Origin of the sequence: Halorhodospira sp. 9628 (assembly GCF_022228075.1) — a bacterium.
Lineage (GTDB): Bacteria > Pseudomonadota > Gammaproteobacteria > Nitrococcales > Halorhodospiraceae > Halorhodospira > Halorhodospira halophila_A.
The window spans coordinates 1-20763 of the sequence record NZ_JAJNRF010000012.1 but is presented as its reverse complement, the minus strand read 5'-3'; the positions used below and the strand labels follow the sequence as shown (position 1 = coordinate 20763).

Genomic DNA, 20763 nt, shown 5'->3' with positions numbered 1-20763 from the left:
GGGTGGCGTCACCTCGATGCGGGTCAGCGCTCAGGCTCGGGGCTGGTCTCGGCCGGCGCGCCGGGGCTGTCGCCGTGGTCTGGGCCGGAGGTGTTGCCGTCGCCGGCGCCGTCCGAGGCCAGCTCCGAGGGGTCACGCCCCTCGGCGTGGGCCCGGTAGGCGCGCAGGCGCTCCTCGAACTCGCCGAGCCACTGGGCATCCACGAAGGCCTTGAGGATGCGCTGCACCTCGTAGCGCTCTTCGTCGCCGCGCAGCCGGCGCAGGAAGCCGAGCTCCACGACGCGCCGGATATGGCTGTCCATGCGGTCGAGCAGGCGCGCCTCGTTGGCCGTATCGCGCAGGAAGACGCGCATCAGGTCCACGATCTGCTCCCGCGTCAGGATCAGCCGTGTGTCCCCGCCGCCGGCATCGTGCTCAGCGAGTTTTTTGCGCAGCAGCGCGAGCAGGAGGCTGACCGGGTAGCTCAGCTGGCGACGCGGCACCAGCCGGGGCAGCTGGCTGTCGTCGTCCTCGTCGCGCGCGCGCTGGCGCAGGTAGGCGTAGCCCTCACCCTCGTCGAGCATCAGCTCCAGGCCGAGGACGCCGACGTAGTCCCGCACCCGGGCCTGAAGGTCAAGCAGGTGCTGCCACCGCTGCGGGGCGCTGTCGCGATGCAGCACCCCCCGCAAGAGGTGGACGAGCAGCTGGGAGAGGCGCTCGTCGCCGGGAGTCGTGCCCCAGGCGCCGACGGAACCGGACGCGGCAGGGGCGTGCCCCTCCAGCGGCTGGGCCGTGTGCGGGCGGGTGGCGGTGTCGGGGTCGTCGTGCTCGGTCATTGGGCTCCTGCGGTTGGGTCGCTGGGGCTGCTGCGGAGGAAGGTGACGGCGGGGACGTGGGCGCAGCGCTGTCGGCCTGTCTCCGGCTCCGTCCAGGTCACCGCCTCGGTGCGAGTCTCGTCCACCACCGCGCGCGCCTCGTCGGTGGCGATGGCGAGGTAGGTGACCAACTCCGCCAGGCCCTGCTCCAGCGGATGCTCGGCGAGGAGTTCGCCGAGCGCCACGCGCCGACGCTCCTGCAGGGCGCGGCGGATGCGCCGACGCAGCCGGTCGCGATCCACGTAAGTCTGCTCGAAGAGCTCGGAGGCGTCCACGTCGGAGCCGTCGGCGGCGACCACCTGGTCGGCGATCTGCGGCCGGAACGGCGGCGTGAACAGCGGCCGTTCCATGGGCAGCTCCACCCGCGGCGAGGCCTCGTCGAGCTCGATGAGCGCCTCCCGGGGCGGCTCGTCGCGCACCGCCACGGCGTGGTGCTCGATCTCCCGGATCAGGTCCATGATCCGGCGGTTCTCCAGCCAGGCCTGGTCGTCGAGGTAGCGCCGCAGCTGATGGGAGAGCTGGGCCACCGTGCGCTGGGTGGTCTCGCTGGCCTCGAGCCAGTCGTAGTGGATGCGGCCGATGCGCGGGTCCGGGTCCAGGGCCTGGACCGTCTCCAGGTGAAGGGCGCGCTCCAGAAGCTCGGTCAGTTCCTCCTGCCGCACTGGGGACATGAGGAAGTCCCAGAAGGCGCGGAAGCTGCGGCCCTGGTCGGAGTCGGCGATGGCGTCCTGCTCGCCGAAGATCTCCTCGAGCAGCTCGCCGCGGCTGCCCTCCCACATGGCGATGCGCTCGCGCACTTGCCGGTCCAGATCGCGGAAGTTCTGCTCCACCTGCCGGAAGTCGGCGAGCAGGCCGCGGGCGGTCTGCTCGGCCTGCAGGAAGCGCTCGCGCTGGCGGACCGGGTCCATGAGCGCCACCTCGCCGGCGCGCAGGCGCTCCATCTCGGCGTCGATCTCGGCGCGCTGGCGCTCAAGTTCCTGCAGCCGAGCCTGGGGGTCGGTCTCGGCGCCATGGATGAGTTCGCGCAGCAGATCGAAGACACTGCGCAGACGCGACTCGGTGGCCACGAACTGCCGCCCCCGCTCGAGCTCGGCGACCCAGTGGATGGCCTTCTCGGTCGCCGGCAGCAGGTCGTAGCAGGGCTCGTCGCTGCCGGTGGGGTAGTAGCGGCGCAGCCAGCCGCGCTCGTCGCCCGCCCACTCGGTCAGGTACTCGCGGGCCGGGCGCGGGTACGGGTCCTCATCCGCGCGATCGCGTAGGGCATAGAGATAGTCCTCGAGCTGCGTCTCCAACTCCGTCTCCGGGATGGCGCGGGCGTTGGGCGCGATGAAGGCCCGGTGTAGGAAGCCGATGACCAGCGGCGCGGTCTCGGCAGCGAGCAGCCGCCAGGCGGGGTGGTTGCGCCTGAGATAGAGGATGTCCGCGTGATCCAGATCGCCCATGCGCGCTCGGCTCCGGCACCGCAGCTATAATCGGCCAGTATCGCGCACCACCCGCGCACCGGGAAAGGAGAGGGTGCCCCCAGAGCCGCGGCGGCTTCGGGGCGGCTGCGCGCCTGTTCAGCGATTCGAGTCAGAAACTGAAGCGGCGCATCAGCCCGCGCTGCACTTCGTCCTGCGCATCGCTCTCCTGATGACTACTTGCCATAGTCATTCGCGCGCGCTACCGTTGACGGGCTCCATGACCAGGAGGGGCCATGCGCTCCGAAGAAGTCTCAAAGTCGCAGTTCAAGGCGCGGGCGCTCGAATACTTCCGTCAGGTTGAATCCTCGGGTGAGGCGGTTATCGTGACGGACAAAGGGCGCCCCACGATCGAGGTACGCCGGTACAAGGGCGATCAGCGATCACCGCTTGAGCGCCTGCGTGGCAGCGTCATCGAGTTGGCGGATCCCTTCGAGCCTGTGGGGGAGGAAGACTGGGAAGCGCTCCCTTGATCGTCCTGGATACTCACGCGCTACTGTGGTGGGCAAATGGTGACGACCAGCTCTCACCCCATGCTCTTGCAGCCATTGAGCATGAGATGCAGGCGGATGATGGAGAGGTTCTGATCTCGGCTATCTCTGCCTGGGAGATTGCGCTGCTGGTTGAGAAGGGGCGTCTTACCCTATCGATGACGACCAGCGACTGGTTGGATACGGTTGAGGAAATCGAGGGCGTGCGTTTCATTGCCTTGGACGCTGCCACGGCGGTTGAGTCGACGCGCCTTCCGGGAGAATTCCACAAAGACCCTGCGGATCGGATGATCGTGGCGTTAGCTCGACGCTTCAATGCTGAGCTAATAACAGCGGATGAAAAGATCACAGCGTACCGGCACGTTAAGACGATTTGGTAATAGGCGATGCGGCTGACCAATGCGGAGCGCAAAGTCATTCTGGATGTGGTGCGCGAGGTGTTCGGTCACGACGTCAAGGTTCGCCTGTTCGGGTCGCGTGTTGATGATAGCGCACGTGGTGGCGACATCGATTTGTTGATCGAGTGCGATGAGCAGGTCCCGAACCGCGCGTCAGCGGCGAGCCGGGTAGCGGCGCTGCTGCAAATGCGGCTCGGTGATCAGCGTATCGATGTCCTGATCCTGGACCCGTCGACCACACGACTACCGGTTCATGACGAGGCCCTTCGAGAAGGAGTGGAGATTTGAGCCGGCACGAAGCGAGCCCTCAGCTGATTTTTCTGCTTGAGACCGTTTATCGGGAGGGCGCACATCTTCACTACACGACGGGCCGATTGCTGCGAGAGCCGGTTGATGTTTCCTGGGTCGAGTCTCTTGAAGACGATCCGGAGCGGGCTGAGCGACTTGATGCCTTTCTGGCGCGTTATGGACGTATGCAGGATACGATCGGCGATCGGCTTATCCCGAGCCTGATGCGAGATATCTTGGAAACGCCTGGCTCTGCGCTGGACAATCTAAACCGGATGGAGAAACTGGGTGTCTTGGCTGCGGTTTCCGATTGGGTCGAGGCCAGGAATTTGCGGAATCGGCTTTTCCATGAGTATATGCGCGATGCCGAAGAATTCGCTTCGGCTGTGAATCGTGCTCGTGAATGCGTGTCACTGCTGATATCGACCTATAACAATATCCTCGATTATACTGCGGGACAGCTTGAGCCACCTGACGGTTATTCTTGGCCTGACAAATTGGAAATGGATACGTGTAGCGAATAAGTCCCAGCGCCTAAGGATGTAAGCGGCACTTACAATCAGCAGAAAACATGGCGCGCGCAGCGGGCCTTGGCGCTCAACTCGCCGAGTATACGAAGGAGGCGTCAGGACCTACGAATTGCGCACCAACCAGCGAGAATGCCCGTCTGCCACCTACCCCGTGCCGAAGACATCCTCCACGCACTCGGCATCGAGGATCCGGTCCAGCCACATCTCCAGTTCGCCGACCGCGGCGCGCTCGACGCGGGCCCGCGATGCCTCCCTGGCCTCCGGGCCGAACTTGCGCTCGATCAAACGGAGCAAGGTCTCCGGAGTTCGACACATCCGCTCGTAAGTGATTGATCCGCCGTTCTCGGGCGGTTCAGATTGGCACTACGCGGACGTGATGGCCTCTTTTGTCGGTGGTGTCACCTCCAGTTGGTCGAATAGGTCGAGCTGGACCGCGTCCGGCCGGGTGATCCCGGTCAAGCGGTGGCCCTCAATGTTCACCCCGTGGAATTGCAGTTGCTTCAGAGCCTCGAGGGCGCGCTCGACGCTGATGCTCGCGCCGCGGTGTTTGAGCCGCATGCGCATGACCCGGTGGAGCAGAAGCGCGAGGAAGCAGATCGCCGCGTGCGCGTAGATCCGCTCCGGCAGCCGATGGTAGACCGGGGCGATCTCAAGATCGCGCTTGAGAACCCGGAAGCCACGCTCGATATCGGCCAGCGACTTGTAACGGGCCACGACGTCCTCGGCCCCGAGATCCGGCACGTTGGTCAGTAGCACCAGCTTGCCATCCAGGCGCTGCGCTCGATCGACCGCGTCCTCAAGCACCTCAAACGTAAAGCGCCCGTCCTCGATGGCCATCCCGAAGAAACGGCTGTACTGCTTCTCCAGAACAGCCCGCTGAAAACGCGCGAATGCGCCGGCGTCAGTGGCCTGGCGGCCCCGACTGCGTTCGCCCGCATCCTGGGCATCGAGCTTGGCGACCAGTTCATCCCCAAAGGCGGCCAATTCATCGATCTTCTCCCGGCGGCGCTGGCGCATCGCGGCCGCCGCCTCCGGGTCATGCGCGACGACCAGGCGCCGGCCATCCATGCGGGTCTCGCGGACACTCGGCACTTCGCTGGCAAACTCCAGGGTGTCGATGGCGGCGGCAAAGTCGCTGTATCGTCCCGCGGGCACCGCAAGGATGTACTCCAACTGGTGACCATCGCCGACGGTCATGGCCTCGATCTGCTCGACGTTATCCAGGCTGATTAGCCCCCGGTCGGCGACAACGACGACCCGCCGGATGGGGTAGCGCTTGAGGCAGCGCTGGAGCATCGGCAGCAGCGTACGCACTTCGGCGATGTTGCCCTCGAACAGCTCAAAGTCCAGTGGCAGGCCCTCGGCCGTCTGGATCAGTCCGAGCACGCACTGGCGGGCCACACCGTTCTTGTCCTTGCTCCGCCCGAAACGGCGGAGATCATCCTCGAGCTCCGATTCTCCGTAGCTGTGGATTGACGTCAGATCATAAAAGACAATCGATAACTCTTGATCGATCAGCGGCTTGAGTCGCGCGGCCAGCGTGTCATGGAAGCGCCTGCGGTTACGCTCGATCGCATCCATGGCCCGCAGCAGCTGCTGATGCGTGATCGTGTCGGTCTCGATCCCCGGGAGGACGGCTCGTTCGAACCAGCGCAGGACACCGAGCTTGCTCTCGGGGTCACAGAGGCGGTTGAGCACCATGGCGCGGACCAGCGGTTCCGGCTCCACGCTGCGCGCCCCAACACGCAACGCCCGGCGTAACCCTTCGTCGAGACCAAGTTCTCGCCATAGCTCGGTCAGTACCCATGGCGCACCGAGCTCTCGCGACGGCTCGAACTCCGGCGGGCGCTCGAGCAACATGGACGCATCGGCCCCGGTATGGCGCAGGAGACCGGAGACCAGGCGCTCCACGTCTTTCTGGCCGATCTGGTCGGCACGGCCAAGCTGCGCCACCTGGCGGTGACGAGTCCGCCCCTGCTCGTCTCGGTAGCCCTCGACGAGTCGGAGGTAGACGTGGTTGCCTGAGCGGGAGGCGCGTATGAACATGGTCCAGCATCATAGCGCCTTTCTTGCATCTAACCAACAGCCTGTCTGATTACCCCTGGCACAACGGCCTCTCGCCCGATTTTGCGACTAACCCATTGATCCGCCGAGGCCCGCACCCTCCGGAACCCGCTTTTTGGCCCGTTTACTGTCGAACTCCGGAGGTCTGCGCCGCAGCCTGCCGACGGCCCTCTTGCCGACCCTCTTGCCGACCCTCTTGCCGGCCCTCTTGCCGACCTTCTTGTCGACCCTCCTGCCTTGAGCGGCTTACGATGCCGGTCATGATGGCTTCCTCCTCGGGGTAGCGCTGCCTGAACAGTTTCTGTTCATTCTCATCGAGCTGAGCGTCGCTGGCCACGAAGTCCGGCTACTTGAGCCGCTTGTTCGGGTTGGGGTCGAACTCGTCGAGGCCTGGCTCTATCTAGACGGTACGGATAGGTCCCGGATACTGCGCGAGCTGATGATCGCTGGTCAGCAGCGTGTAGCCCTCGACACCAGCCTGCGCGATCAGCATGCGGTCAAAGGGATCCTTATGGAGGTCCGGTAGGCTGCCTACGGCGAGGGCATGGGCGCCACGGATCGCTAACTCCTCGTAGCCGTGTTCCAAGAGCTCGCGCCGGAGCACGGAAGGCTCCACCCGGAAGTCACTACGGTCGAGACCGCGCTTGATGGTGATCTCCCACAGGCTCGCAACGCTGTAGGCGAGCTGATAGTCCGGATCGAGGAGGAGGTCTCGCGCTTGCTGAGGTAGTCGCGGGGAGTCCGCTGCTGCCCAGAGCAGGATGTGGGTATCAAGGAGCAGATGCATCCGGATCCTCTCCCTGGAAGGCGTCGAGGATTGCTTGCCCGCCGAGCCGGTCGAAGTCGTCAGGCACCTCGATCTGCCCCTTCAGGAAGCCGACGCGCTCACTGGTTCCAGGCTGCGGTGACTCAAAACGGGATAGGCGCGCGATCGGTTGGCCCGATCGAGCGATGATGACCGACTCCCCCTGGCTGACCTTATCGAGGAGGCGGGAGAGGTGGGTCTTGGCCTCATGGATGTTGACGGTCTCTGTCATGGAGCCCCGCTGGTGTTTACGTTGAACTTAGGCAATTAGGCTAGACTACGAGCATCGCCGAGCGCCACGGCTGGATGCGGATCCCCCGCTGCTCACGCGCCTCGCTGCCGGCGTAGATCAGCCGCGCTCCGGCGGCCTCGTCGCCGGCGAGCTCGCACCAGCGCTCCAGACCGCGGAGGGCATCGCGGGTCACCGTCGCCCCGGCCTTGATCTCCACCGGCTGCAGGCGTCCACCGCGCTCGATCACCAGGTCGACCTCGCGCCCGGCCCGAGCGCGCCAAAAGTAGAGATTGGAAGGGCGTCCGGCGTTCCAACGCGCCTTCAGGTGCTCGGCGACCACCCAAGTCTCGAATAGTGCGCCGCGTAGCGGGTGGGTGTCGATCTGCTGCGCAGACTCGATCCCGAGCAGCCAGGACGCCAAGCCGGTATCGAGCATATAGAGTTTCGGCGTCTTGACCAGGCGCTTGTTGAAGTTGTTGTGGTGCGGCGGCAGCCGATGGATGATGTAGCTGGCCTCGAGCACGGAGAGCCACTCCCGGATCGTGTTGTGGCTGACGCCGGTCTCCTCGGCGAGGGCCGATTGGTTGAGCAGCTGCCCGGTCCGTCCCGCCGTCAAGCGCAGGAAGCGCTGGAACAGGGTCAGGTCGCGGACGCCGAGTAGCTGACGGACGTCGCGCTCAAGGTAGGTCTGGACGTAGGAGCCGTACCAGAGGGCGGGCTCCACGGGGCGGTCGTAGATCGGCGGGTAGCCGCCCCGCCAAAGCGCCTCGTTGAGCTGCTCCGGCAGCTGCTGCGCGGCCTGGAGCTCGTCGCGCGCGAACGGCAGGAGCGCCAGCATGCCGACTCGTCCGGCGAGGCTCTGGGTCACGGCCGAGACCATCCCGAACTGTTGTGAGCCGGTCAGGATCCACTCGCCGAGCCGACCGCTCTGGTCGACGCGTCCCTGCAGGTAGGAGAGCAGCGCCGGACAGCGCTGGACCTCGTCCAGAACAGCCCCTCCCGGAAATTGGGCGAGGAAGCCACGCGGGTCGTCGGTGGCGAACTCCCGCTGGTCCGGGTCCTCCAGGGAGGTGTAGGGGTGGTCCGCAAAGAGCGCCCGGACGAGGGTGCTCTTGCCGGATTGGCGGGGCCCGGTGACGGCGACGACCGGGAAGCTGGCAGCCAGCTGCTCGAGCGTGGCCTGGGCGTGCCTAGGAATCATGTGCTGATTGTAAGCGGCACTTACAATTAGCACAAAGCTTGGCGCGTGCAACGCGGTTAGGCGCACGGTTCCGAGTCCACCGTGCAGATCTTGCAATTGTCCTTGCTAGATCCCGTAGTACCACCAATGCCACGCGACGGGCCGCGACACGCCCTCCTCGACGCGGACCTGCGGCCGGTAGTCGGTATCCTGGATCAGGTCGGTGATATCTCGGTGGTCAATCGTCGATGAGCTTCAGCCCGTAGGGCCGGTAGTCGGCAAAGGCGCTGTCGGCGGAGAGTAGGGTGAGGTGCTCCTGGATGGCGCAGTGGATGAGCAGCCGGTCGAATGGGTCGCGGTGGCCGAGGCAGCCATGATGCGAGGCGGAATGCGCTTCGGCGCCATGAGGAACCAGAGCAGGATGTGGGTATCCGCGAGGCACCTCATGGCCCGCCAATCATGTCCTCATCGCTCAAGGCACTGTCCTCGTGGAACGCGAAGGAGGCCCGCTCCTGCAACAGCCCCGGCTTGAGGGCGGTGCTTTGCTGCTGGCGATATTTCTCGTAGGGCACGAGGACGGCCACCTTCTCGTGTCCGCGGCCGAATTCCAGCACGAACTCTTCGCCCTCGGTGCGGATCCGCTCGAGGATCTCCGAGAGGTGCGCCTTCATCTCCCCGACTTGGACGGTGCGCATGGCGACGACCTCACAGTGGGATCCTCTATAAAATTGCTGCGAGAATGACAACTTGTCAAGTTGATGTCTTTGCGCTCATCGCCTTCGTTTGGCCCTGCCTCTAGACCCCGTAGTACCACCGATACCACGCAACGAACCGCCGCACGCCCTCCTCGACGCTAACCTGCGGGCGGTAGCCGGTGTCCCGGGCCAGGTCGGTGATAGCTAAGTGGGTGTCGGGCACGTCGCCGGTCTGCAGGGGCGGGTAGCGCTTCTCGGTCTCGATGCCGAGCTCGCGCTCGAGGACCTCGGACGAAACCGATGACCAGAAAAAGGCGGACGTGGTACTTTCGATCTAAGCGGACGGAGACCGCCATGACGGCGCAAGAGCACGACCCCGGCTACAAGCGGCTCTTCTCCCAGCCGGAGATGATCCGGGAGCTGCTCGTCGACTACGTCCGCGAAGACTGGGTCCGCGAGCTCGACTTCTCCACCCTGGAGAAGCAGAACGGCTCCTACGCCACCGAGGACTATCGCGACCGGCACGACGACGTGATCTGGCGGGTGCGCTGGGGCGAGGACTGGCTCTACGTCTACCTGCTGCTCGAGTTCCAGAGCGGGATCGACCGCTTCATGGCGGTGCGCATGATGACCTACGTCGGCCTGCTCTATCAGGATCTCATCACGCAGGGCAAGCTCACCGTCGAGCGCCGGCTGCCGCCTGTCCTGCCCGTGGTGCTCTACAACGGCGAGCGGCGCTGGTCGGCAGCGGCCGACATCGAGGAGCTGATCCAGTACGTCCCCGGCGGACTCGAGGCCTACCGGCCACAGATGCGCTACCTGGTCCTCGATGAGAAGGCGCTGCTGGAGCAGGAGGACTCCCTAGAGCTGCGCAACCTGGTCCACGCCCTGTTCCGGCTCGAGCACAGCCGGGATCCGCAGGAGATGCTCGCGATCATCGGCACGCTCGGCGAGTGGCTCCACCAGCCGGAGCAGCGCCGGCTGCGCCGCGAGTTCGCCCTCTGGGTGCAGCGCGTGCTGCTGCGCCGCAAGCCCTTCGCCGAGCAACCGCCGCCTCAAGGGCAAGAGATCCAAGATCTGGAGGAGGTACAAGAGATGCTGGCTGAGCGCATGAACCAGTGGGAAAAGGAGTGGGAGCAGAAGGGGCACCAGAAAGGCCGGCAGGAAGGCCGGCAGGAAGGACGTCTGGAAGGCGAGGCGGGATTGCTCCTATGGCTGCTTGAGCAGAAGTTTGGTGAGGGAACTGTCGAGCCCTACCGGCAGCGGATCGAGCAGGCGGATGAAGAGACGATCAAGCGCTGGTCTACCAACATCCTCACCGCCGAACGGATCGAGGGCGTCTTCCAGGAGAGCTGAGCCAATCTCCGCACCGGGGGGGGGGGGGCGGTTTCACTCCAGTCTTGCGACCGGAGCCAGCGCCTTCCCCTCCACAGGCAGACACCGTTGCGAGCAGACCCTGGAGCGGCTGCTCGGGGTCCTGGAGCGCCGGGGATGATCACCCTGCCGCGCTCGGGGCGTTATCCAAATCTGTGTGGGTGACGGCTTCATCAGGTCAGGCCGCGGCAGCACTAGATGTTGTGCGATAGGGTCACGCCGGCGGACGGCTACCCCACTACAAGCCGTTGACACCCCCACAATTCGCGAAGGGGCCGATTTTTCTAGGCGTCAGGACCTACGAATTGCGCACCAACCAGCGATAATGCCTGTCTGCCACCTACCCCGTGCCGAAGACATCCTCCACGCACTCGGCATCGAGAATCCGGTCCAGCCACATCTCCAGTTCGCCGACCGCGACGCGCTCGACGCGGGCCCGCGATGCCTCCCTGGCCTCCGGGCCGAACTTGCGCTCGATCAAACGGAGCAACGTCTGCGCCGCAGCCTGCCGACGGCCCTCTTGCCGACCTTCTTGTCGACCCTCCTGCCTTGAGAGGCTTACGATGCCGGTCATGATGGCTTCCTCCTCGGGGTAGCGCTGCTTGACCAGTTTCTGTTCATTCTCATCGGGCTGAGCGTCGCTGGCCACGAAGTCCGCCTACTTGAGCCGCTTGTTCGGGTTGGGTTCGAACTCGCCGAGGCCTGGCTCTATCTAGACGGTACGGATAGGCCCCGGATACTGCGCGAGCTGATGATCGCTGGTCAGCAGCGTATAGCCCTCGACATCAGCCTGCGCGATCAGCATGCGGTCAAAGGGATCCTTATGGAGGTCTGGAAGGCTGCCTACGGCGAGGGCATGGGCGCCACGGATCGCTAACTCCTCGTAAGTGCCACTTACAATCAGCACAAACCATGGCGCGTACAACACCGCGTACAACGCGGTTAGGGGCACGTTCAGAGTCCACCGTTCAGAGCCTGTCCTCCGCACCCCGTTTGGCCTGGACACCTCCCCCGGGGGTATAGTCAGGGCGCCCTGAGCCTTTGACTGCCCCCGCCTGGACCAAGACGGAGGTGTCAGATGAGCAACAAGAAGGCCAAGAGCAACCAAGGCAACGGCAAGCAGGATAAGGGTCGGTTCTCCTCCAAGCGCAAGACGGAGGTGGTACTGCGCCTGCTGCGCGGGGAGGATCTGGAGGCACTGAGCCGGGAGCACGGAGTCACTGCGGCTCGAATCAGTCAGTGGCGGGAGGACTTCCTTGCCGCCGGTGAGGCCGGGCTCAAGGGCGGCAGCGCGCACGACCCGCGCAATGAGCAGATTCGCCAGCTCCAGGCCAAGGTGGGAGAGCTGACCATGGACCTGGAGGCCTCCCGCGAGGCGGTCAGCCGCCTTAAGGAGGGACGCCCTTTGGCCCCGGGGAGGTCGAGCTCATGAGCCGGGCGTACTCGGTCTCCCAGCGCCGGCCCTTCGGTGTCGCCCGGGTCTGCAGGGAGTGGGGCATCCCCCGCTCGACGTTCTATGCCCGCCGTCACAGCGGCGCACAGCGCGCTGCACAGGTTCATCGCAGGCGTAGCAGGCGGGGGCCCCGGCCTACGCTGAGCGACGAGCAGCTGCACCAGGAGATCCGGACGGTGATCGAGGGCAGCGAGTTCACCGGCGAAGGCCATCGCAAGGTCTGGGCCAAACTGCGCCAACTGCGGGGGGTACGCACCTCCCGCAAGCGGGTGTTGCGGGTGATGCGCGAGCATGGCCTGCTCGCCCCGTACCGGGCCCGGCGCAACCTCGGCCCCGACGTGCACGATGGCACCATCGTCACGGAGGCGCCGAACCGCATGTGGGCGACCGACGCCACCGCGACCTTCTTGCCGGAGTGCGGGCAGGTGACGGTCTTCGCCGTCGTGGACCACTACAACGCCGAGTGCCTGGGTATCCACGCAGCCCGCCCTGGGACCCGCTTCGAGGCGCTGGAGCCGCTTCGAGGCGCTGGAGCCGCTTCGAGGCGCTGGAGCCGCTTCGCCAGGCGGTGCGAAGGATCTTCGGGGGTTTTCACCAGGGTATCGCTGCCGGCTTGGCCCTGCGCCACGACCATGGTAGCCAGTACCTGAGCGAGGTCTTCCAGCAGGAGCTGCGCTTCCTCGGCCTAGAGTCCTCGCCGGCGTTCGTCTACGCCCCGGAGGGCAACGGCGTCATCGAGCGGTTCTTCCGCACCCTCAAAGAGCAGCTGCTCTGGTGCCATGGGGCCCGCAACGTACCGGAACTCAACGAGGCCCTGCAGCGCTGGAAGGAGCAGTATAACCACGGCTGGCTGCTGGAGCGCCATGGGTTCCGGTCGCCGGCGCAGGTTCGTACAGACTACCTGGAAACCATGCCGATGGCGGCGTGATTATGCTTACCGGGTGTCCAGGCAACCGGGTGCGGTACACCTGCTCGGCGGTCGGATGCAGCACATCCCTGTCGGTGGTCAAATGCTACGCACTTGCGGGCTGCGCGGCGCTTCGCTCGCACGTTCTCCAATAAGCCCCACACGGCGCGCCAAGAGGCGGCCCACCGCCCGGGTGACCGGCAGACGACACCGCCCCCTGTGTCCGGTTACGGCGTCAGGACACATTCCCACGCGCGTTGTGGGTCTTCCAGAGCAATGCCGGGTAGCTCTGCACAAGAGCCGTGAGCCGCGGATCCAGATCGAGCACCTCGGCGCGAATCTCACCGTGGTCCAGAATTCTGTCCAGAAAATCTCAGACTCATGCCACCTCGCTCCAGCGCTGCTCGGCCAAGGCCTGCGGGACGACAAGATTCCATTCGGCGATGAACCGGGTCCGCCCGCAGTCCCGGCGGCTGACATACCGCGGTTGCCGCGGCCGCTTCTCCCGCAAGATCCGTAGGTGCTCCTCCTGGACCATCAAGCTCTCTCGATGCAGATCAAGAAACCAACCCACCTTGCCCACCGTCGTGGCGTTACCGAGAAGCAGTGCATACTCCACCACTTGGTCCAGGTCGAAGAATTCAACCATCTCCACCGAGCGCCAGAGTTCTTCCCAGCCGCCGCATAGTTCGGGGCGGTCCAGCACGTCAACCAGTGTGCGCTCCAATCCGGTTACCCGTACGCTCTGCCCGCTCCGATCATGCTCCTCCACTCCAAAGAACAGGTCTCCGCTCTGCTGCAGCACCTTCGGAAACCGCACGGCCCGGAACCGCCAGCCCCGAAAGGTGGTCGTGCGCGCTGCTCGAGCCGTTTGGTATTGAAGCTCGGAAAAACCGGAATAGGCACGGCCGTGGAACTCCAGTGCCGTGTGGTACGCAAGAACCGCGTCGTCCGTCATCTTTGCAGCAACGAGGAATGGGTCGACGGTACAGTTCTCGGGCGTCTCCCCGGCTCGCACCACCCAGTAGAGGCCACGACGAACCGGCAGGATGCGGCCTCGCTGCCGGTAGTATCCGAGCAAAGAGTCACGGCTGCTCGGAGCCAGGTTAAGCGTGGATCCGAACTCGTCCGCAGTGAAGACCCGATGTGTCGCCAGGAACGAAGAAGCAGTCACCGTTTACTTGCTCACAATGCGCATACCTTGCAAATAGTTTGCTAGGTTTGCTTAACAGCATCAAGTCGCGCCACTCCTTACGCATCATTTTCTTGACGTCCTCTCGCCGTGAACGACGAGGATGGCAAGGACGCCGTCTGGCCGCGAATAAGTCCGCGCTATCCCGACCGCCTCAGACTCGCCTGCTTCGGCCTTTTCGGTTCTCGATAAGCATGGGACGATGGAGGTAACCATCGCCCCCGACTGGTGAGCGTCGCAGCCACTCCAGCTCGTCACGCCGCTCTTCTTTCGAGCCGTACTGAGCGATCCGCCGGCGCTCGTACTCCGGCGACCCACCTCGACGCCTCACCGCCTGCCTGGCCGAGACCCCGTAGTACCACCGATACCACTCGACTCGACGAACCGCCGCGCGTCCTCCTGGGTATCCCGCTTGTTGCGCCGTGCCTGCTGCTCGGCAGTCGTTTGCTCCGGTCCGCAAGTGTCGCAGACAGAGAGTAAGAAGGAAGCTCTCCGCGATCTGCTGATGGATCGAGCCTCAGCTCTGGCTGTCCAAGACCTGATCGGCGCTGTCGGCCTGGAAGACGTGGTCGGACCAGGCCCACAGGGTGTCCTCGTCGGCAGAGCGGATGCGCTCGAGCTGCTCCTCGGTCAGCGGGCCAAAGCGTTTCTCGAGCATCCGGGCGAGCATGTGAGCTTCGCCTTCCAGCCGACCCTCCTGCCGGCCCTCTTGCCGACCTTTCTTCAGGCCTCTCTGCTCCCACTCCTTCTCCCACTCGTTCATGCGCTCGGCGAGCATTTGCTGTACCTCCTCCAGATCCTGGATCTCTTCGCCTTGCAGTATGGATCGCTCGGCGAACGGCTTGCGGCGCAGCAGCACGCGCTGCACCCAGAGGGCGACTCGCGACGCAGCCGCCGCTGCTCGGGCTGATCGAGCCAGCGGCAGAGCGTGGCGATGATCGAGAGCATCTGCTGCGGAAGCTACTTGGGGGTTCTGGCGAGTTTCAGGTTTCGGGGGCGTTCGGGTTGGAATAGGTACTCGGGTCGGGAAAGACGCCAACGATCCCGTCCACGTGCTCATGAAGGTCATCGCTGACCTCCTGCCGAAGAGGATCAAGGAGAAGCTCGATACCTTCCCGCCGGGCGAGCTTGGCGGCGGGCACGAAGTCACTGTCCCCGGTCACTAAGACGATGGTATCTGCCTGCTCTTTGAGGGTGATGCTGGCGATATCCAGGCCGATGCGCATATCCACGCCCTTCTGGCGCAGACCAAGGCGGACGTCGCCGTGCCGCAGCTCCCGCCAAGCGCTGATCAATTTGACTAGTTCCTGCTCTTCTTTAGCGGTCAGGTTAGGCGGCGCCTGACCATGGAGAAAGACCTGCTCCATGCGGTCCAGCCAGTTCCGCGTCTTGAGCAGCCTCTTGGTCAGGTTGGCAGCGATTTGCCACTCGCCTTCTTTGTGGGTGTGCCCAAGGCGCAGGGCGAATTTGCGCTTGCGGCGCAATTCGGCGAACAGCTCGCTGCGGAAGGCGGCTACCTCGCTCTTGGCGAATTCAACGCGATAATTGAGGACAGGATGATGGGAGACGCCCTGGAAGGGGCGGGCGTCGTAATAGAAGAGCCGATAGACGTGATCGAGCCAGACGCCGTCGGCGCTGCCGCCCTCCAGGTTCGTTAGGCGCTGGACATGGCGCTTGCAAAGGTGGCGGGCACTATCGGCGGTGGCGGCCGGCGTGTCGCAGAAGCGCGGCTCCACGAGCTTGGGCAGCCGCTTGAGGAAGAAGGCACCATCGATGAGGATGGCGATGCGGCGTACCCTCATGCCCACTTCCAAAAAACAAGATAGCCCCAAGCTTTCGGCACACGCTCAGGATGGGTGAGCGGGCGTACTCGCTTAGGGCGAATGTTGGTGTACGGTGCCGTATCTCGGTTATATGGTCAAGATCGGCGGGGCTGATATCGGCATGCCGGCCTGGGGAGCGTTCCATGCGTGGCTGTCCCCGCGATCCCACCGGGGTCTATCGCCTGATGCTCGATCTGGTGCTCCTCCTCGGTCTACGGGAGCGCGAGTGCCGAGGGGCAAGTGCGGACAGGGAAGGGTGGGGTAGGTGCACCACGGCGCGGAGGATCCCGGTCATTGGGCCTGCATGGATCGAGATGGAAGGGCCCAGGATGAGCGATACCGCTACCTTCTGCAGGCAGCGCCGCAGCGTCCGGTCCAAGACATCGAGCTCGCCGATCTTCTCCCGCAGCTTGCGTCCGACCTTGACGGCGCTGAGCTTCGGGTAGCGGCGCAGCAGGTACTCGATGAACGGCCGGTGCTCATCCAGGCGCCGGGTGCGGCGCGGCCGCGCCCGCTCGAGGGCGATCTCCTCCGCCGACTGGGCGAGATGCTTGCGCACGGTGTTGCGCGAGATCCCTAGCTCGCGGCTGATGGTACGCACCGAGAGCCCGCGGCCCTCGTCGTGAAGCGTCATGATCCGATGAATCATGGCCCACTCCTTCAAGGTTCCCGGCTCCGCCGCTTGGTCCGGCGGCCGTCGGTACGGCCACTCGTGGCCAAGGGGCCACCCGAAGGTGGCTCAATTAAAGCGTTGGCGGAGCTTCGCCGAGCTGCTAGTATCTACACTGTAGATACCAAACCGCGGGGTAGGCTCTATGCGGTCTTCAATCAGCAAATGGGGCAATAGCGCAGCAGTCCGGATTCCTCAGCACCTCTTGGAGCAATCGGGCTTGCGCCTGAAAGACGAGGTCGAGATCGAGGTGGAAGACCAGACTATGATCATCCGCCCGGCCCGGGCCCAGCCATCCTATTCGCTAGATGCGCTTTTGGCAGGGATTACCGAAGAGAACCGCCATGGGGAGACGGATTGGGGCGAGACGGAAGGTGGCGAGCTGTAATGGCCCCGCCGTTGTCAGCGCCCCGACAGGGGGATGTCCTATGGTTTCGGTTCCATCCGCAAGACGGGCGTGAGCAGCGAGGCTGGCGGCCCGGCGTGATCGTCAGCCCCCAAGCCTTCAACCGGAAAACGGGTCTGGCGCTGATCTGCCCGGTTACGAATCAAGCCAAAGGGTACCCCTTCGAGGTCTCCCTGGAAGCCGTCCCGACGCTCTCAGGGGTCATCCTGGCCGATCAAGTCCGCTCCCTGGACTGGCGCGCACGGGCTGGCGAGCCGATAGCCCGCCTACCCGAAAACGTCTGGGCGGATATGGTCGCCAAGATTCGACCTCTTCTGGATTTGGCCGATTATTGATCCCGCCGGCGAGCACAGCCCCCGGGCCGGGATCGAGCCGCTGAGGCCGGGGGCCGAGACGGGGAGCTTCGTGGTGGTGAGCGCCGGCGCCTGATCCGGCCGCGCCGGCGCCCTTGGTGGCCTCAGGCGGGCTTCTCCTCGCGGCTCGGCGGCGCCATGAACTCCGGGCCCACCGGGTCGGTGACGCTCTCCTCGAGGATGCGGTCGATCTCGCGCAGCGCGGCATCGTCCAGCTCGAGCTCCGCCAAGCCGTCGAGGGGCTCGAGCCGCTCGGGCCGCCGCGCACCCCTCAGCGCCACGCCAGGGCCAGGTGGATGGCGCGGCGGCCGAAGCGCTCTTGGGCGAAGGCGTCGAGTCCCTCCACGGCGCGCAGGTACTGGCTGTAGCGCGGCTCCTGGAACTTGGGATCCATCTGCCGCAGGTCGTCGCCCTCGAAGCGGGTATCGGCGCGCATCTTGCCGGTCAGCAGCCCCCGGCAGAGGGGCGCCGTAGGTCAGCGTGGTGATCCCGTGCTCGGGGGCGTAGGGCTGCAAACTGTCGCTTGCCACGACCTTGGGACTGGTCTGACCCGTTGCAGTGGATACCTCTCTAATCAAACGGTCAGGTATCCACTGCAACGGGTTAAGCCCAGGCGCAGCGGAAACGAGCGCAAGCGGTCCGCCGTCTGGTTCAGTGGCTGGAGACGGAGCCGGTGACCCCGGTGGATGCCCTGGTGATACGGTTTCTGCTCACCCTGTTTCTGCACGGTCCCAGCCAGGAAGGGGTGTACGCAGCGTCAACGCTGCGACGCTACGGCGTGGGGCTGAGTCGGCGGCTGCGCGCGGAGTTTGGCTGGGAAGATCCCGCCGAGCTGTCGGCCGAGGCACTGCATCAGCGCCTGGAGCGCGTCCTGGACGCCCTGCCGGAGCAGGATCAGCGGATCGGGCATCGATGGCTGCGGTGGCTGGTGGTCAATGACGAACTGCCGGTAGACCCCCGTGCGCTCCGGCCCGAGCGCTACGACCGCTCCCCCCGTGTGCGCGCAGCCGCGATCAATATGCCGACCTGGGAAGCGTTGCATGCGTGGCTGACCCCGCGCGATCCCACCGGGGTCTATCGCCTGATGCTCGATCTGATGCTGCTCCTCGGTCTCCGCGAGCGCGAGGCCACCGAGCTGTGGCTCGGCGAGCTGCAGCGCAATCTGCTGTTCCACCTCGCGCAGCGCCTGGGCCACGGCTCGCCGCAGGCCACGCTGAGATCCTACATCCACGTGCCGGAGCTGTTGGCCTTCTTCGAGGCGCTGAATATGCGCTACCGCCTGCCCAAGGCCGTGCTGGTTCCTGTCTTCGGTGGTCACGGCGACAGCTACCGTCAGATCGAGGGCGTGGCGACGAAGGGCCAGGCACCTGCGCGTGGGCCGACGGTCATCGGTGTAGACCCCGAGGCTCGGCAGGATACCCAGGTCACGATCGAGGCGGAGCGCCTCTGGGTCAGGCGGGTAAGGCGGTTGCCGGCTTCCTCGCTGAGGGCAGGGCGCCAAGCAAAGGCCCCGGGGGTTGAAGGGGCCACCGGGGAGCCGCTCGAAGTTACGCCGTTCCTCGAGTTCCTTTGGCAGCTGGAGGCGGCACGGCAGGGCGATGCCGAATCAGACACCGACGCGCTTCAGAGGACGCTCGACGCGGTGCAGGCACGCTTCCCCCACGTGCAACGGATGGCGTGGCCCCCTTACGAGGTCGCGCTCCACCGCTGGCGGTGGGATCTGACAGAGCTGATGAGGCCCGCCGACCTGGATCGCCTGAAGGCGTCGTCCCTGGAACGGCTGCTCGGTGGGATGGAGGCGACCGGCCTCGTGACCACCCACAAGCGCGACCTGAGACGGATGGTGCGGGTGCTCCAGCTCTTCCGCGTTCCCCCAACGTACTGGTCCGTCACGCTGGAGGTCCCGGTGCAGGGGTCCGCGTCCAAGGCCGCGCGGGCACGCGAGACCGTGAATGAGGCGATCGGCAAGCCCGGGCGGGGCGAGCCCGCGATCACCGAGGTCGCCCGCGAAGTCCGCAACGTCCGCTATCGCGTCACCGTGGACAAAGACCCGCGTACGCCTTGGCAGGGACTGGTGAGCGGGGTGGTGTGGTTGTGGGCGTGGTTGCAGCGGGCATCATTGCGGGACGAGTAGGGCCGATGCGTATCCCGGACCGGCAGACGCTGTCTACCGCCCCAGCCGCGCTGCAACCAAACCCATGTACTCGTACAGCGCCCGCTCGGTCATGCGCAGGGCCTTGGCCGATGGCACCCAGAAGTCGAGCTCGTCGCGGGGATCCAGACCGGTCTTCTGCCGGGTCGGGGCCGGGATCGGATCCAGGCCCGCTGCGTGGAAGTGCCCGACGGCGCGCGGCATGTGGGAGGCCGAGGTGACAGGCCATCAGACCTTACCCGCCAGCTCCGCTGGCGGCTTCGGCAGCTCAGGGAACACCCGCCAAAAGAGCCGCGAGCGCGGGAAGAGGACGACCCAGGCGGTGATGCCGATGAGCAGGAAGTAGTTCTTCAGGCTCTGGTTGCGCACGTACCAGCGCTCCAGCTCGCCCTTGTAGGGCATGATGACGTGATCGTAGAGCCAGTCCGGGTCATCGACGTCGGCGTACATCTCCTCCTCGCCACGGAAGACAATGGAGCCTACGCCGGAGAGCCCCGGCCGGACGCGCACGATGTGGGTCTGCGCCTCGGCGGGAAAGGCGTCGAAGCAGCGCCGGGTCTGCGGCCTTGGGCCGATGACGCTCATATCGCCGCGGAAGATGTTGATCAGCTGCGGCAGCTCGTTGAGCTTGAGCTTGCGCAGCACGCGCCCGACCGGCAGCACCCGGGGGTCACCGGTGACCGTTACGGTGCCGGTGCCCATGTTCGGGCTGTCCTTGAGCATCGTTGCGAATTTGAGTAACTCAAATGGCTCCCCCCCGCGGCCGATGCGCTGCTGGCGGAAGAAGACCTCGCCCTCGCCGGTGAGCCGCAGCAGGAGCATCAGCCCCAGCAACAGCGGCGAGAGGACCAGCAGGGCGAGGCCGGAGAAGAAAACATCAAGGAGCCGTTGCATATCTACTCAGCCGCTGGGACGAAGCGCAGGGTGGGCAAGGTCATGGTGCCGTAAGGGCAGCGGGCGGTAAGATCAGCGACCAACTCACGGAGCGCACCCGTGACCAGTGAGGCGCCATTGATTTCTACAATAGAGTCGCGCTTGTCTGCATCGACCTCACCGACGAGGCGGAAATAGCCTCGAGCGCTCACATCGATAACGTAAGGCAGGCGGTGTTCCGCCACCTGCTCCTTGGAGATGCTGATTCCAACCTCTATGACGTATTCCGGTCGTTCCGCTTTCGGTTCCGGCAACTGCTGCATCCCGGTACGACACGCGATGTCAACCTCGCCGAACTCGGTGGCTGGTGGTAGCTCTTGTCCATTTTCATCCTGATGGATGAAGGGCTCTACATGAATCCCGGTGTAGGCCAACCTCACCAGCTGGAGTGGTGACATCTCTACATGATCGACGGTCATACCTAACCGATTCCCTCCAGCATATCGTTGTCGACCGGTTCGTTGGCGGCGCGATACTGAACTGTTCCCGTGCTCTGGAGGTGA

Annotated in this window: 27 protein-coding genes and 4 pseudogenes; 9 read left to right on the top strand and 22 right to left on the bottom strand. The window is 65.1% G+C overall.

The annotated features are described in order from the left end of the window. Nucleotides 1-23: 23 nt before the first annotated feature. On the bottom strand, nucleotides 24-815 hold the full coding sequence (locus LRG10_RS11095; protein ID WP_238635596.1) for a DUF4194 domain-containing protein: 792 nt from the start codon (nucleotides 813-815) through the stop codon (nucleotides 24-26). Then, nucleotides 812-2296, bottom strand: a complete 1485-nt coding sequence (locus LRG10_RS11090; RefSeq protein WP_238635595.1) for a DUF3375 domain-containing protein — start codon at nucleotides 2294-2296, stop codon at nucleotides 812-814. Before LRG10_RS11090 ends, LRG10_RS11095 begins: the two co-directional genes overlap by 4 nt. 254 nt (nucleotides 2297-2550) lie before the next feature. On the opposite strand from LRG10_RS11090, the gene LRG10_RS11085 reads away from it, so the two are divergent. Genes LRG10_RS11085 through LRG10_RS11070 form a run of 4 tightly spaced genes read left to right on the top strand, consistent with a single transcriptional unit; the run spans nucleotide 2551 to nucleotide 4015 of the window. After that, nucleotides 2551-2787 carry a type II toxin-antitoxin system Phd/YefM family antitoxin gene (locus LRG10_RS11085; RefSeq protein ID WP_201173616.1) on the top strand — a complete coding sequence of 79 codons (237 nt, stop codon included), beginning with the start codon at nucleotides 2551-2553 and terminating at the stop codon, nucleotides 2785-2787. Continuing rightward, nucleotides 2784-3185: a type II toxin-antitoxin system VapC family toxin gene (locus tag LRG10_RS11080; RefSeq protein ID WP_201173618.1), complete on the top strand. Its 402-nt coding sequence runs from the start codon at nucleotides 2784-2786 to the stop codon at nucleotides 3183-3185. The genes LRG10_RS11085 and LRG10_RS11080 overlap by 4 nt, the downstream gene beginning before the upstream one ends. 6 nt (nucleotides 3186-3191) lie before the next feature. Next, nucleotides 3192-3491: a nucleotidyltransferase domain-containing protein gene (locus LRG10_RS11075; RefSeq protein ID WP_238635594.1), complete on the top strand. Its 300-nt coding sequence runs from the start codon at nucleotides 3192-3194 to the stop codon at nucleotides 3489-3491. Continuing rightward, entirely contained in the window at nucleotides 3488-4015 is a 528-nt protein-coding gene (locus LRG10_RS11070) for a hypothetical protein (RefSeq protein ID WP_238635593.1), read from the top strand. The genes LRG10_RS11075 and LRG10_RS11070 overlap by 4 nt, the downstream gene beginning before the upstream one ends. A 150-nt stretch (nucleotides 4016-4165) precedes the next feature. Here the strand turns inward: LRG10_RS11070 and LRG10_RS11065 are convergent, their stop codons facing one another. From LRG10_RS11065 to LRG10_RS11025, 9 genes are all read right to left on the bottom strand, one after another. Further along, nucleotides 4166-4315 carry a hypothetical protein gene (locus LRG10_RS11065; protein ID WP_238635592.1) on the bottom strand — a complete coding sequence of 50 codons (150 nt, stop codon included), beginning with the start codon at nucleotides 4313-4315 and terminating at the stop codon, nucleotides 4166-4168. A 69-nt stretch (nucleotides 4316-4384) separates the two neighbouring features. Beyond that, nucleotides 4385-6067, bottom strand: coding sequence for an IS1634 family transposase (locus LRG10_RS11060; RefSeq protein WP_238635591.1), 1683 nt, complete (start codon nucleotides 6065-6067; stop codon nucleotides 4385-4387). A gap of 142 nt (nucleotides 6068-6209) precedes the next feature. Next, complete coding sequence (locus tag LRG10_RS11055) at nucleotides 6210-6422, bottom strand: hypothetical protein (protein WP_238635590.1); 213 nt, start codon at nucleotides 6420-6422, stop codon at nucleotides 6210-6212. A gap of 63 nt (nucleotides 6423-6485) precedes the next feature. After that, nucleotides 6486-6872 carry a type II toxin-antitoxin system VapC family toxin gene (locus LRG10_RS11050; RefSeq protein WP_238634073.1) on the bottom strand — a complete coding sequence of 129 codons (387 nt, stop codon included), beginning with the start codon at nucleotides 6870-6872 and terminating at the stop codon, nucleotides 6486-6488. Then, nucleotides 6856-7122 (bottom strand): type II toxin-antitoxin system Phd/YefM family antitoxin, encoded by a 267-nt coding sequence (locus LRG10_RS11045; RefSeq protein WP_096407609.1) that lies wholly within the window; start codon nucleotides 7120-7122, stop codon nucleotides 6856-6858. Before LRG10_RS11045 ends, LRG10_RS11050 begins: the two co-directional genes overlap by 17 nt. Before the next feature lie 40 nt (nucleotides 7123-7162). Then, nucleotides 7163-8323 carry an ATP-binding protein gene (locus tag LRG10_RS11040; protein WP_238635589.1) on the bottom strand — a complete coding sequence of 387 codons (1161 nt, stop codon included), beginning with the start codon at nucleotides 8321-8323 and terminating at the stop codon, nucleotides 7163-7165. Between the two features lie 217 nt (nucleotides 8324-8540). Next, a complete protein-coding gene (locus tag LRG10_RS11035) occupies nucleotides 8541-8744 on the bottom strand; it encodes a hypothetical protein (RefSeq protein WP_238635588.1) in 204 nt (67 codons plus the stop codon). 1 nt (nucleotide 8745) lies between these two features. Then, on the bottom strand, nucleotides 8746-8997 hold the full coding sequence (locus LRG10_RS11030; protein ID WP_201173926.1) for a type II toxin-antitoxin system Phd/YefM family antitoxin: 252 nt from the start codon (nucleotides 8995-8997) through the stop codon (nucleotides 8746-8748). A gap of 100 nt (nucleotides 8998-9097) precedes the next feature. Continuing rightward, a complete protein-coding gene (locus tag LRG10_RS11025; protein WP_370645267.1) occupies nucleotides 9098-9220 on the bottom strand; it encodes a hypothetical protein in 123 nt (40 codons plus the stop codon). Between the two features lie 131 nt (nucleotides 9221-9351). On the opposite strand from LRG10_RS11025, the gene LRG10_RS11020 reads away from it, so the two are divergent. Beyond that, on the top strand, nucleotides 9352-10353 hold the full coding sequence (locus LRG10_RS11020) for an Rpn family recombination-promoting nuclease/putative transposase (RefSeq protein WP_238635587.1): 1002 nt from the start codon (nucleotides 9352-9354) through the stop codon (nucleotides 10351-10353). A 358-nt stretch (nucleotides 10354-10711) separates the two neighbouring features. On the opposite strand, the gene LRG10_RS11015 is transcribed toward LRG10_RS11020, so the two are convergent. Further along, nucleotides 10712-11020: a DUF4351 domain-containing protein gene (locus LRG10_RS11015; protein ID WP_238635586.1), complete on the bottom strand. Its 309-nt coding sequence runs from the start codon at nucleotides 11018-11020 to the stop codon at nucleotides 10712-10714. Nucleotides 11021-11083: 63 nt separating this feature from the next. Next, a pseudogene (locus tag LRG10_RS11010) lies at nucleotides 11084-11257 on the bottom strand (type II toxin-antitoxin system VapC family toxin); the annotation flags it as partial. Nucleotides 11258-11449: 192 nt separating this feature from the next. Here LRG10_RS11010 and LRG10_RS11005 point away from each other — a divergent pair. Further along, a pseudogene (locus tag LRG10_RS11005) lies at nucleotides 11450-12752 on the top strand (IS3 family transposase). Nucleotides 12753-13110: 358 nt separating this feature from the next. Here LRG10_RS11005 and LRG10_RS11000 read toward each other — a convergent pair. The 4 genes and pseudogenes from LRG10_RS11000 to LRG10_RS13280 all read right to left on the bottom strand — a co-directional run. Then, nucleotides 13111-13905, bottom strand: a complete 795-nt coding sequence (locus LRG10_RS11000) for a type IV toxin-antitoxin system AbiEi family antitoxin domain-containing protein (protein WP_238635585.1) — start codon at nucleotides 13903-13905, stop codon at nucleotides 13111-13113. Between the two features lie 535 nt (nucleotides 13906-14440). Next, nucleotides 14441-14791 (bottom strand): DUF4351 domain-containing protein, encoded by a 351-nt coding sequence (locus LRG10_RS10995; protein WP_238635584.1) that lies wholly within the window; start codon nucleotides 14789-14791, stop codon nucleotides 14441-14443. A 115-nt stretch (nucleotides 14792-14906) separates the two neighbouring features. After that, nucleotides 14907-15731 carry an NYN domain-containing protein gene (locus LRG10_RS10990; protein ID WP_238635633.1) on the bottom strand — a complete coding sequence of 275 codons (825 nt, stop codon included), beginning with the start codon at nucleotides 15729-15731 and terminating at the stop codon, nucleotides 14907-14909. Between the two features lie 469 nt (nucleotides 15732-16200). Further along, nucleotides 16201-16380 (bottom strand): annotated as a pseudogene (locus tag LRG10_RS13280) (helix-turn-helix domain-containing protein); the annotation flags it as partial. 181 nt (nucleotides 16381-16561) lie between these two features. On the opposite strand from LRG10_RS13280, the gene LRG10_RS10980 reads away from it, so the two are divergent. Continuing rightward, complete coding sequence (locus tag LRG10_RS10980) at nucleotides 16562-16804, top strand: AbrB/MazE/SpoVT family DNA-binding domain-containing protein (protein ID WP_255772262.1); 243 nt, start codon at nucleotides 16562-16564, stop codon at nucleotides 16802-16804. After that, complete coding sequence (locus LRG10_RS10975) at nucleotides 16804-17157, top strand: type II toxin-antitoxin system PemK/MazF family toxin (RefSeq protein WP_238635581.1); 354 nt, start codon at nucleotides 16804-16806, stop codon at nucleotides 17155-17157. Before LRG10_RS10980 ends, LRG10_RS10975 begins: the two co-directional genes overlap by 1 nt. A 122-nt stretch (nucleotides 17158-17279) precedes the next feature. Here LRG10_RS10975 and LRG10_RS13120 read toward each other — a convergent pair whose 3' ends face one another. Together LRG10_RS13120 and LRG10_RS10970 are read right to left on the bottom strand one after the other, a co-directional pair. Further along, nucleotides 17280-17405, bottom strand: coding sequence for a hypothetical protein (locus tag LRG10_RS13120; RefSeq protein WP_255772261.1), 126 nt, complete (start codon nucleotides 17403-17405; stop codon nucleotides 17280-17282). Between the two features lie 41 nt (nucleotides 17406-17446). Then, complete coding sequence (locus tag LRG10_RS10970; protein WP_238635580.1) at nucleotides 17447-17611, bottom strand: hypothetical protein; 165 nt, start codon at nucleotides 17609-17611, stop codon at nucleotides 17447-17449. A gap of 237 nt (nucleotides 17612-17848) precedes the next feature. Between LRG10_RS10970 and LRG10_RS10965 the strand changes: the two genes are divergently transcribed. Beyond that, nucleotides 17849-19309, top strand: a complete 1461-nt coding sequence (locus LRG10_RS10965; RefSeq protein WP_238635579.1) for a hypothetical protein — start codon at nucleotides 17849-17851, stop codon at nucleotides 19307-19309. A gap of 33 nt (nucleotides 19310-19342) precedes the next feature. Here LRG10_RS10965 and LRG10_RS10960 read toward each other — a convergent pair. The 3 genes and pseudogenes from LRG10_RS10960 to LRG10_RS10950 form a co-directional block, all read right to left on the bottom strand. Next, nucleotides 19343-19537 (bottom strand): annotated as a pseudogene (locus LRG10_RS10960) (hypothetical protein); the annotation flags it as partial. 18 nt (nucleotides 19538-19555) lie between these two features. After that, nucleotides 19556-20221 carry a sugar transferase gene (locus LRG10_RS10955; protein ID WP_238635577.1) on the bottom strand — a complete coding sequence of 222 codons (666 nt, stop codon included), beginning with the start codon at nucleotides 20219-20221 and terminating at the stop codon, nucleotides 19556-19558. A gap of 2 nt (nucleotides 20222-20223) precedes the next feature. After that, a complete protein-coding gene (locus tag LRG10_RS10950) occupies nucleotides 20224-20679 on the bottom strand; it encodes a protein-export chaperone SecB (protein WP_238632210.1) in 456 nt (151 codons plus the stop codon). Nucleotides 20680-20763: the final 84 nt, after the last annotated feature.

Excerpts from the sequence above, each read along its gene's own strand:
- LRG10_RS11095 (WP_238635596.1), bottom strand. The coding sequence starts at position 815 with ATGACCGAGCACGACGACCCCGACACCGCCACCCGCCCGCACACGGCC.
- LRG10_RS11090 (WP_238635595.1), bottom strand. The coding sequence starts at position 2,296 with ATGGGCGATCTGGATCACGCGGACATCCTCTATCTCAGGCGCAACCAC.
- LRG10_RS11085 (WP_201173616.1), top strand. The coding sequence starts at position 2,551 with ATGCGCTCCGAAGAAGTCTCAAAGTCGCAGTTCAAGGCGCGGGCGCTC.
- LRG10_RS11075 (WP_238635594.1), top strand. The coding sequence starts at position 3,192 with ATGCGGCTGACCAATGCGGAGCGCAAAGTCATTCTGGATGTGGTGCGC.
- LRG10_RS11060 (WP_238635591.1), bottom strand. The coding sequence starts at position 6,067 with ATGTTCATACGCGCCTCCCGCTCAGGCAACCACGTCTACCTCCGACTC.
- LRG10_RS11050 (WP_238634073.1), bottom strand. The coding sequence starts at position 6,872 with ATGCATCTGCTCCTTGATACCCACATCCTGCTCTGGGCAGCAGCGGAC.
- LRG10_RS11045 (WP_096407609.1), bottom strand. The coding sequence starts at position 7,122 with ATGACAGAGACCGTCAACATCCATGAGGCCAAGACCCACCTCTCCCGC.
- LRG10_RS11040 (WP_238635589.1), bottom strand. The coding sequence starts at position 8,323 with ATGATTCCTAGGCACGCCCAGGCCACGCTCGAGCAGCTGGCTGCCAGC.
- LRG10_RS11030 (WP_201173926.1), bottom strand. The coding sequence starts at position 8,997 with ATGCGCACCGTCCAAGTCGGGGAGATGAAGGCGCACCTCTCGGAGATC.
- LRG10_RS11020 (WP_238635587.1), top strand. The coding sequence starts at position 9,352 with ATGACGGCGCAAGAGCACGACCCCGGCTACAAGCGGCTCTTCTCCCAG.
- LRG10_RS10980 (WP_255772262.1), top strand. The coding sequence starts at position 16,562 with ATGCGGTCTTCAATCAGCAAATGGGGCAATAGCGCAGCAGTCCGGATT.
- LRG10_RS10975 (WP_238635581.1), top strand. The coding sequence starts at position 16,804 with ATGGCCCCGCCGTTGTCAGCGCCCCGACAGGGGGATGTCCTATGGTTT.
- LRG10_RS10970 (WP_238635580.1), bottom strand. The coding sequence starts at position 17,611 with ATGCGCGCCGATACCCGCTTCGAGGGCGACGACCTGCGGCAGATGGAT.
- LRG10_RS10955 (WP_238635577.1), bottom strand. The coding sequence starts at position 20,221 with ATGCAACGGCTCCTTGATGTTTTCTTCTCCGGCCTCGCCCTGCTGGTC.
- LRG10_RS10950 (WP_238632210.1), bottom strand. The coding sequence starts at position 20,679 with ATGACCGTCGATCATGTAGAGATGTCACCACTCCAGCTGGTGAGGTTG.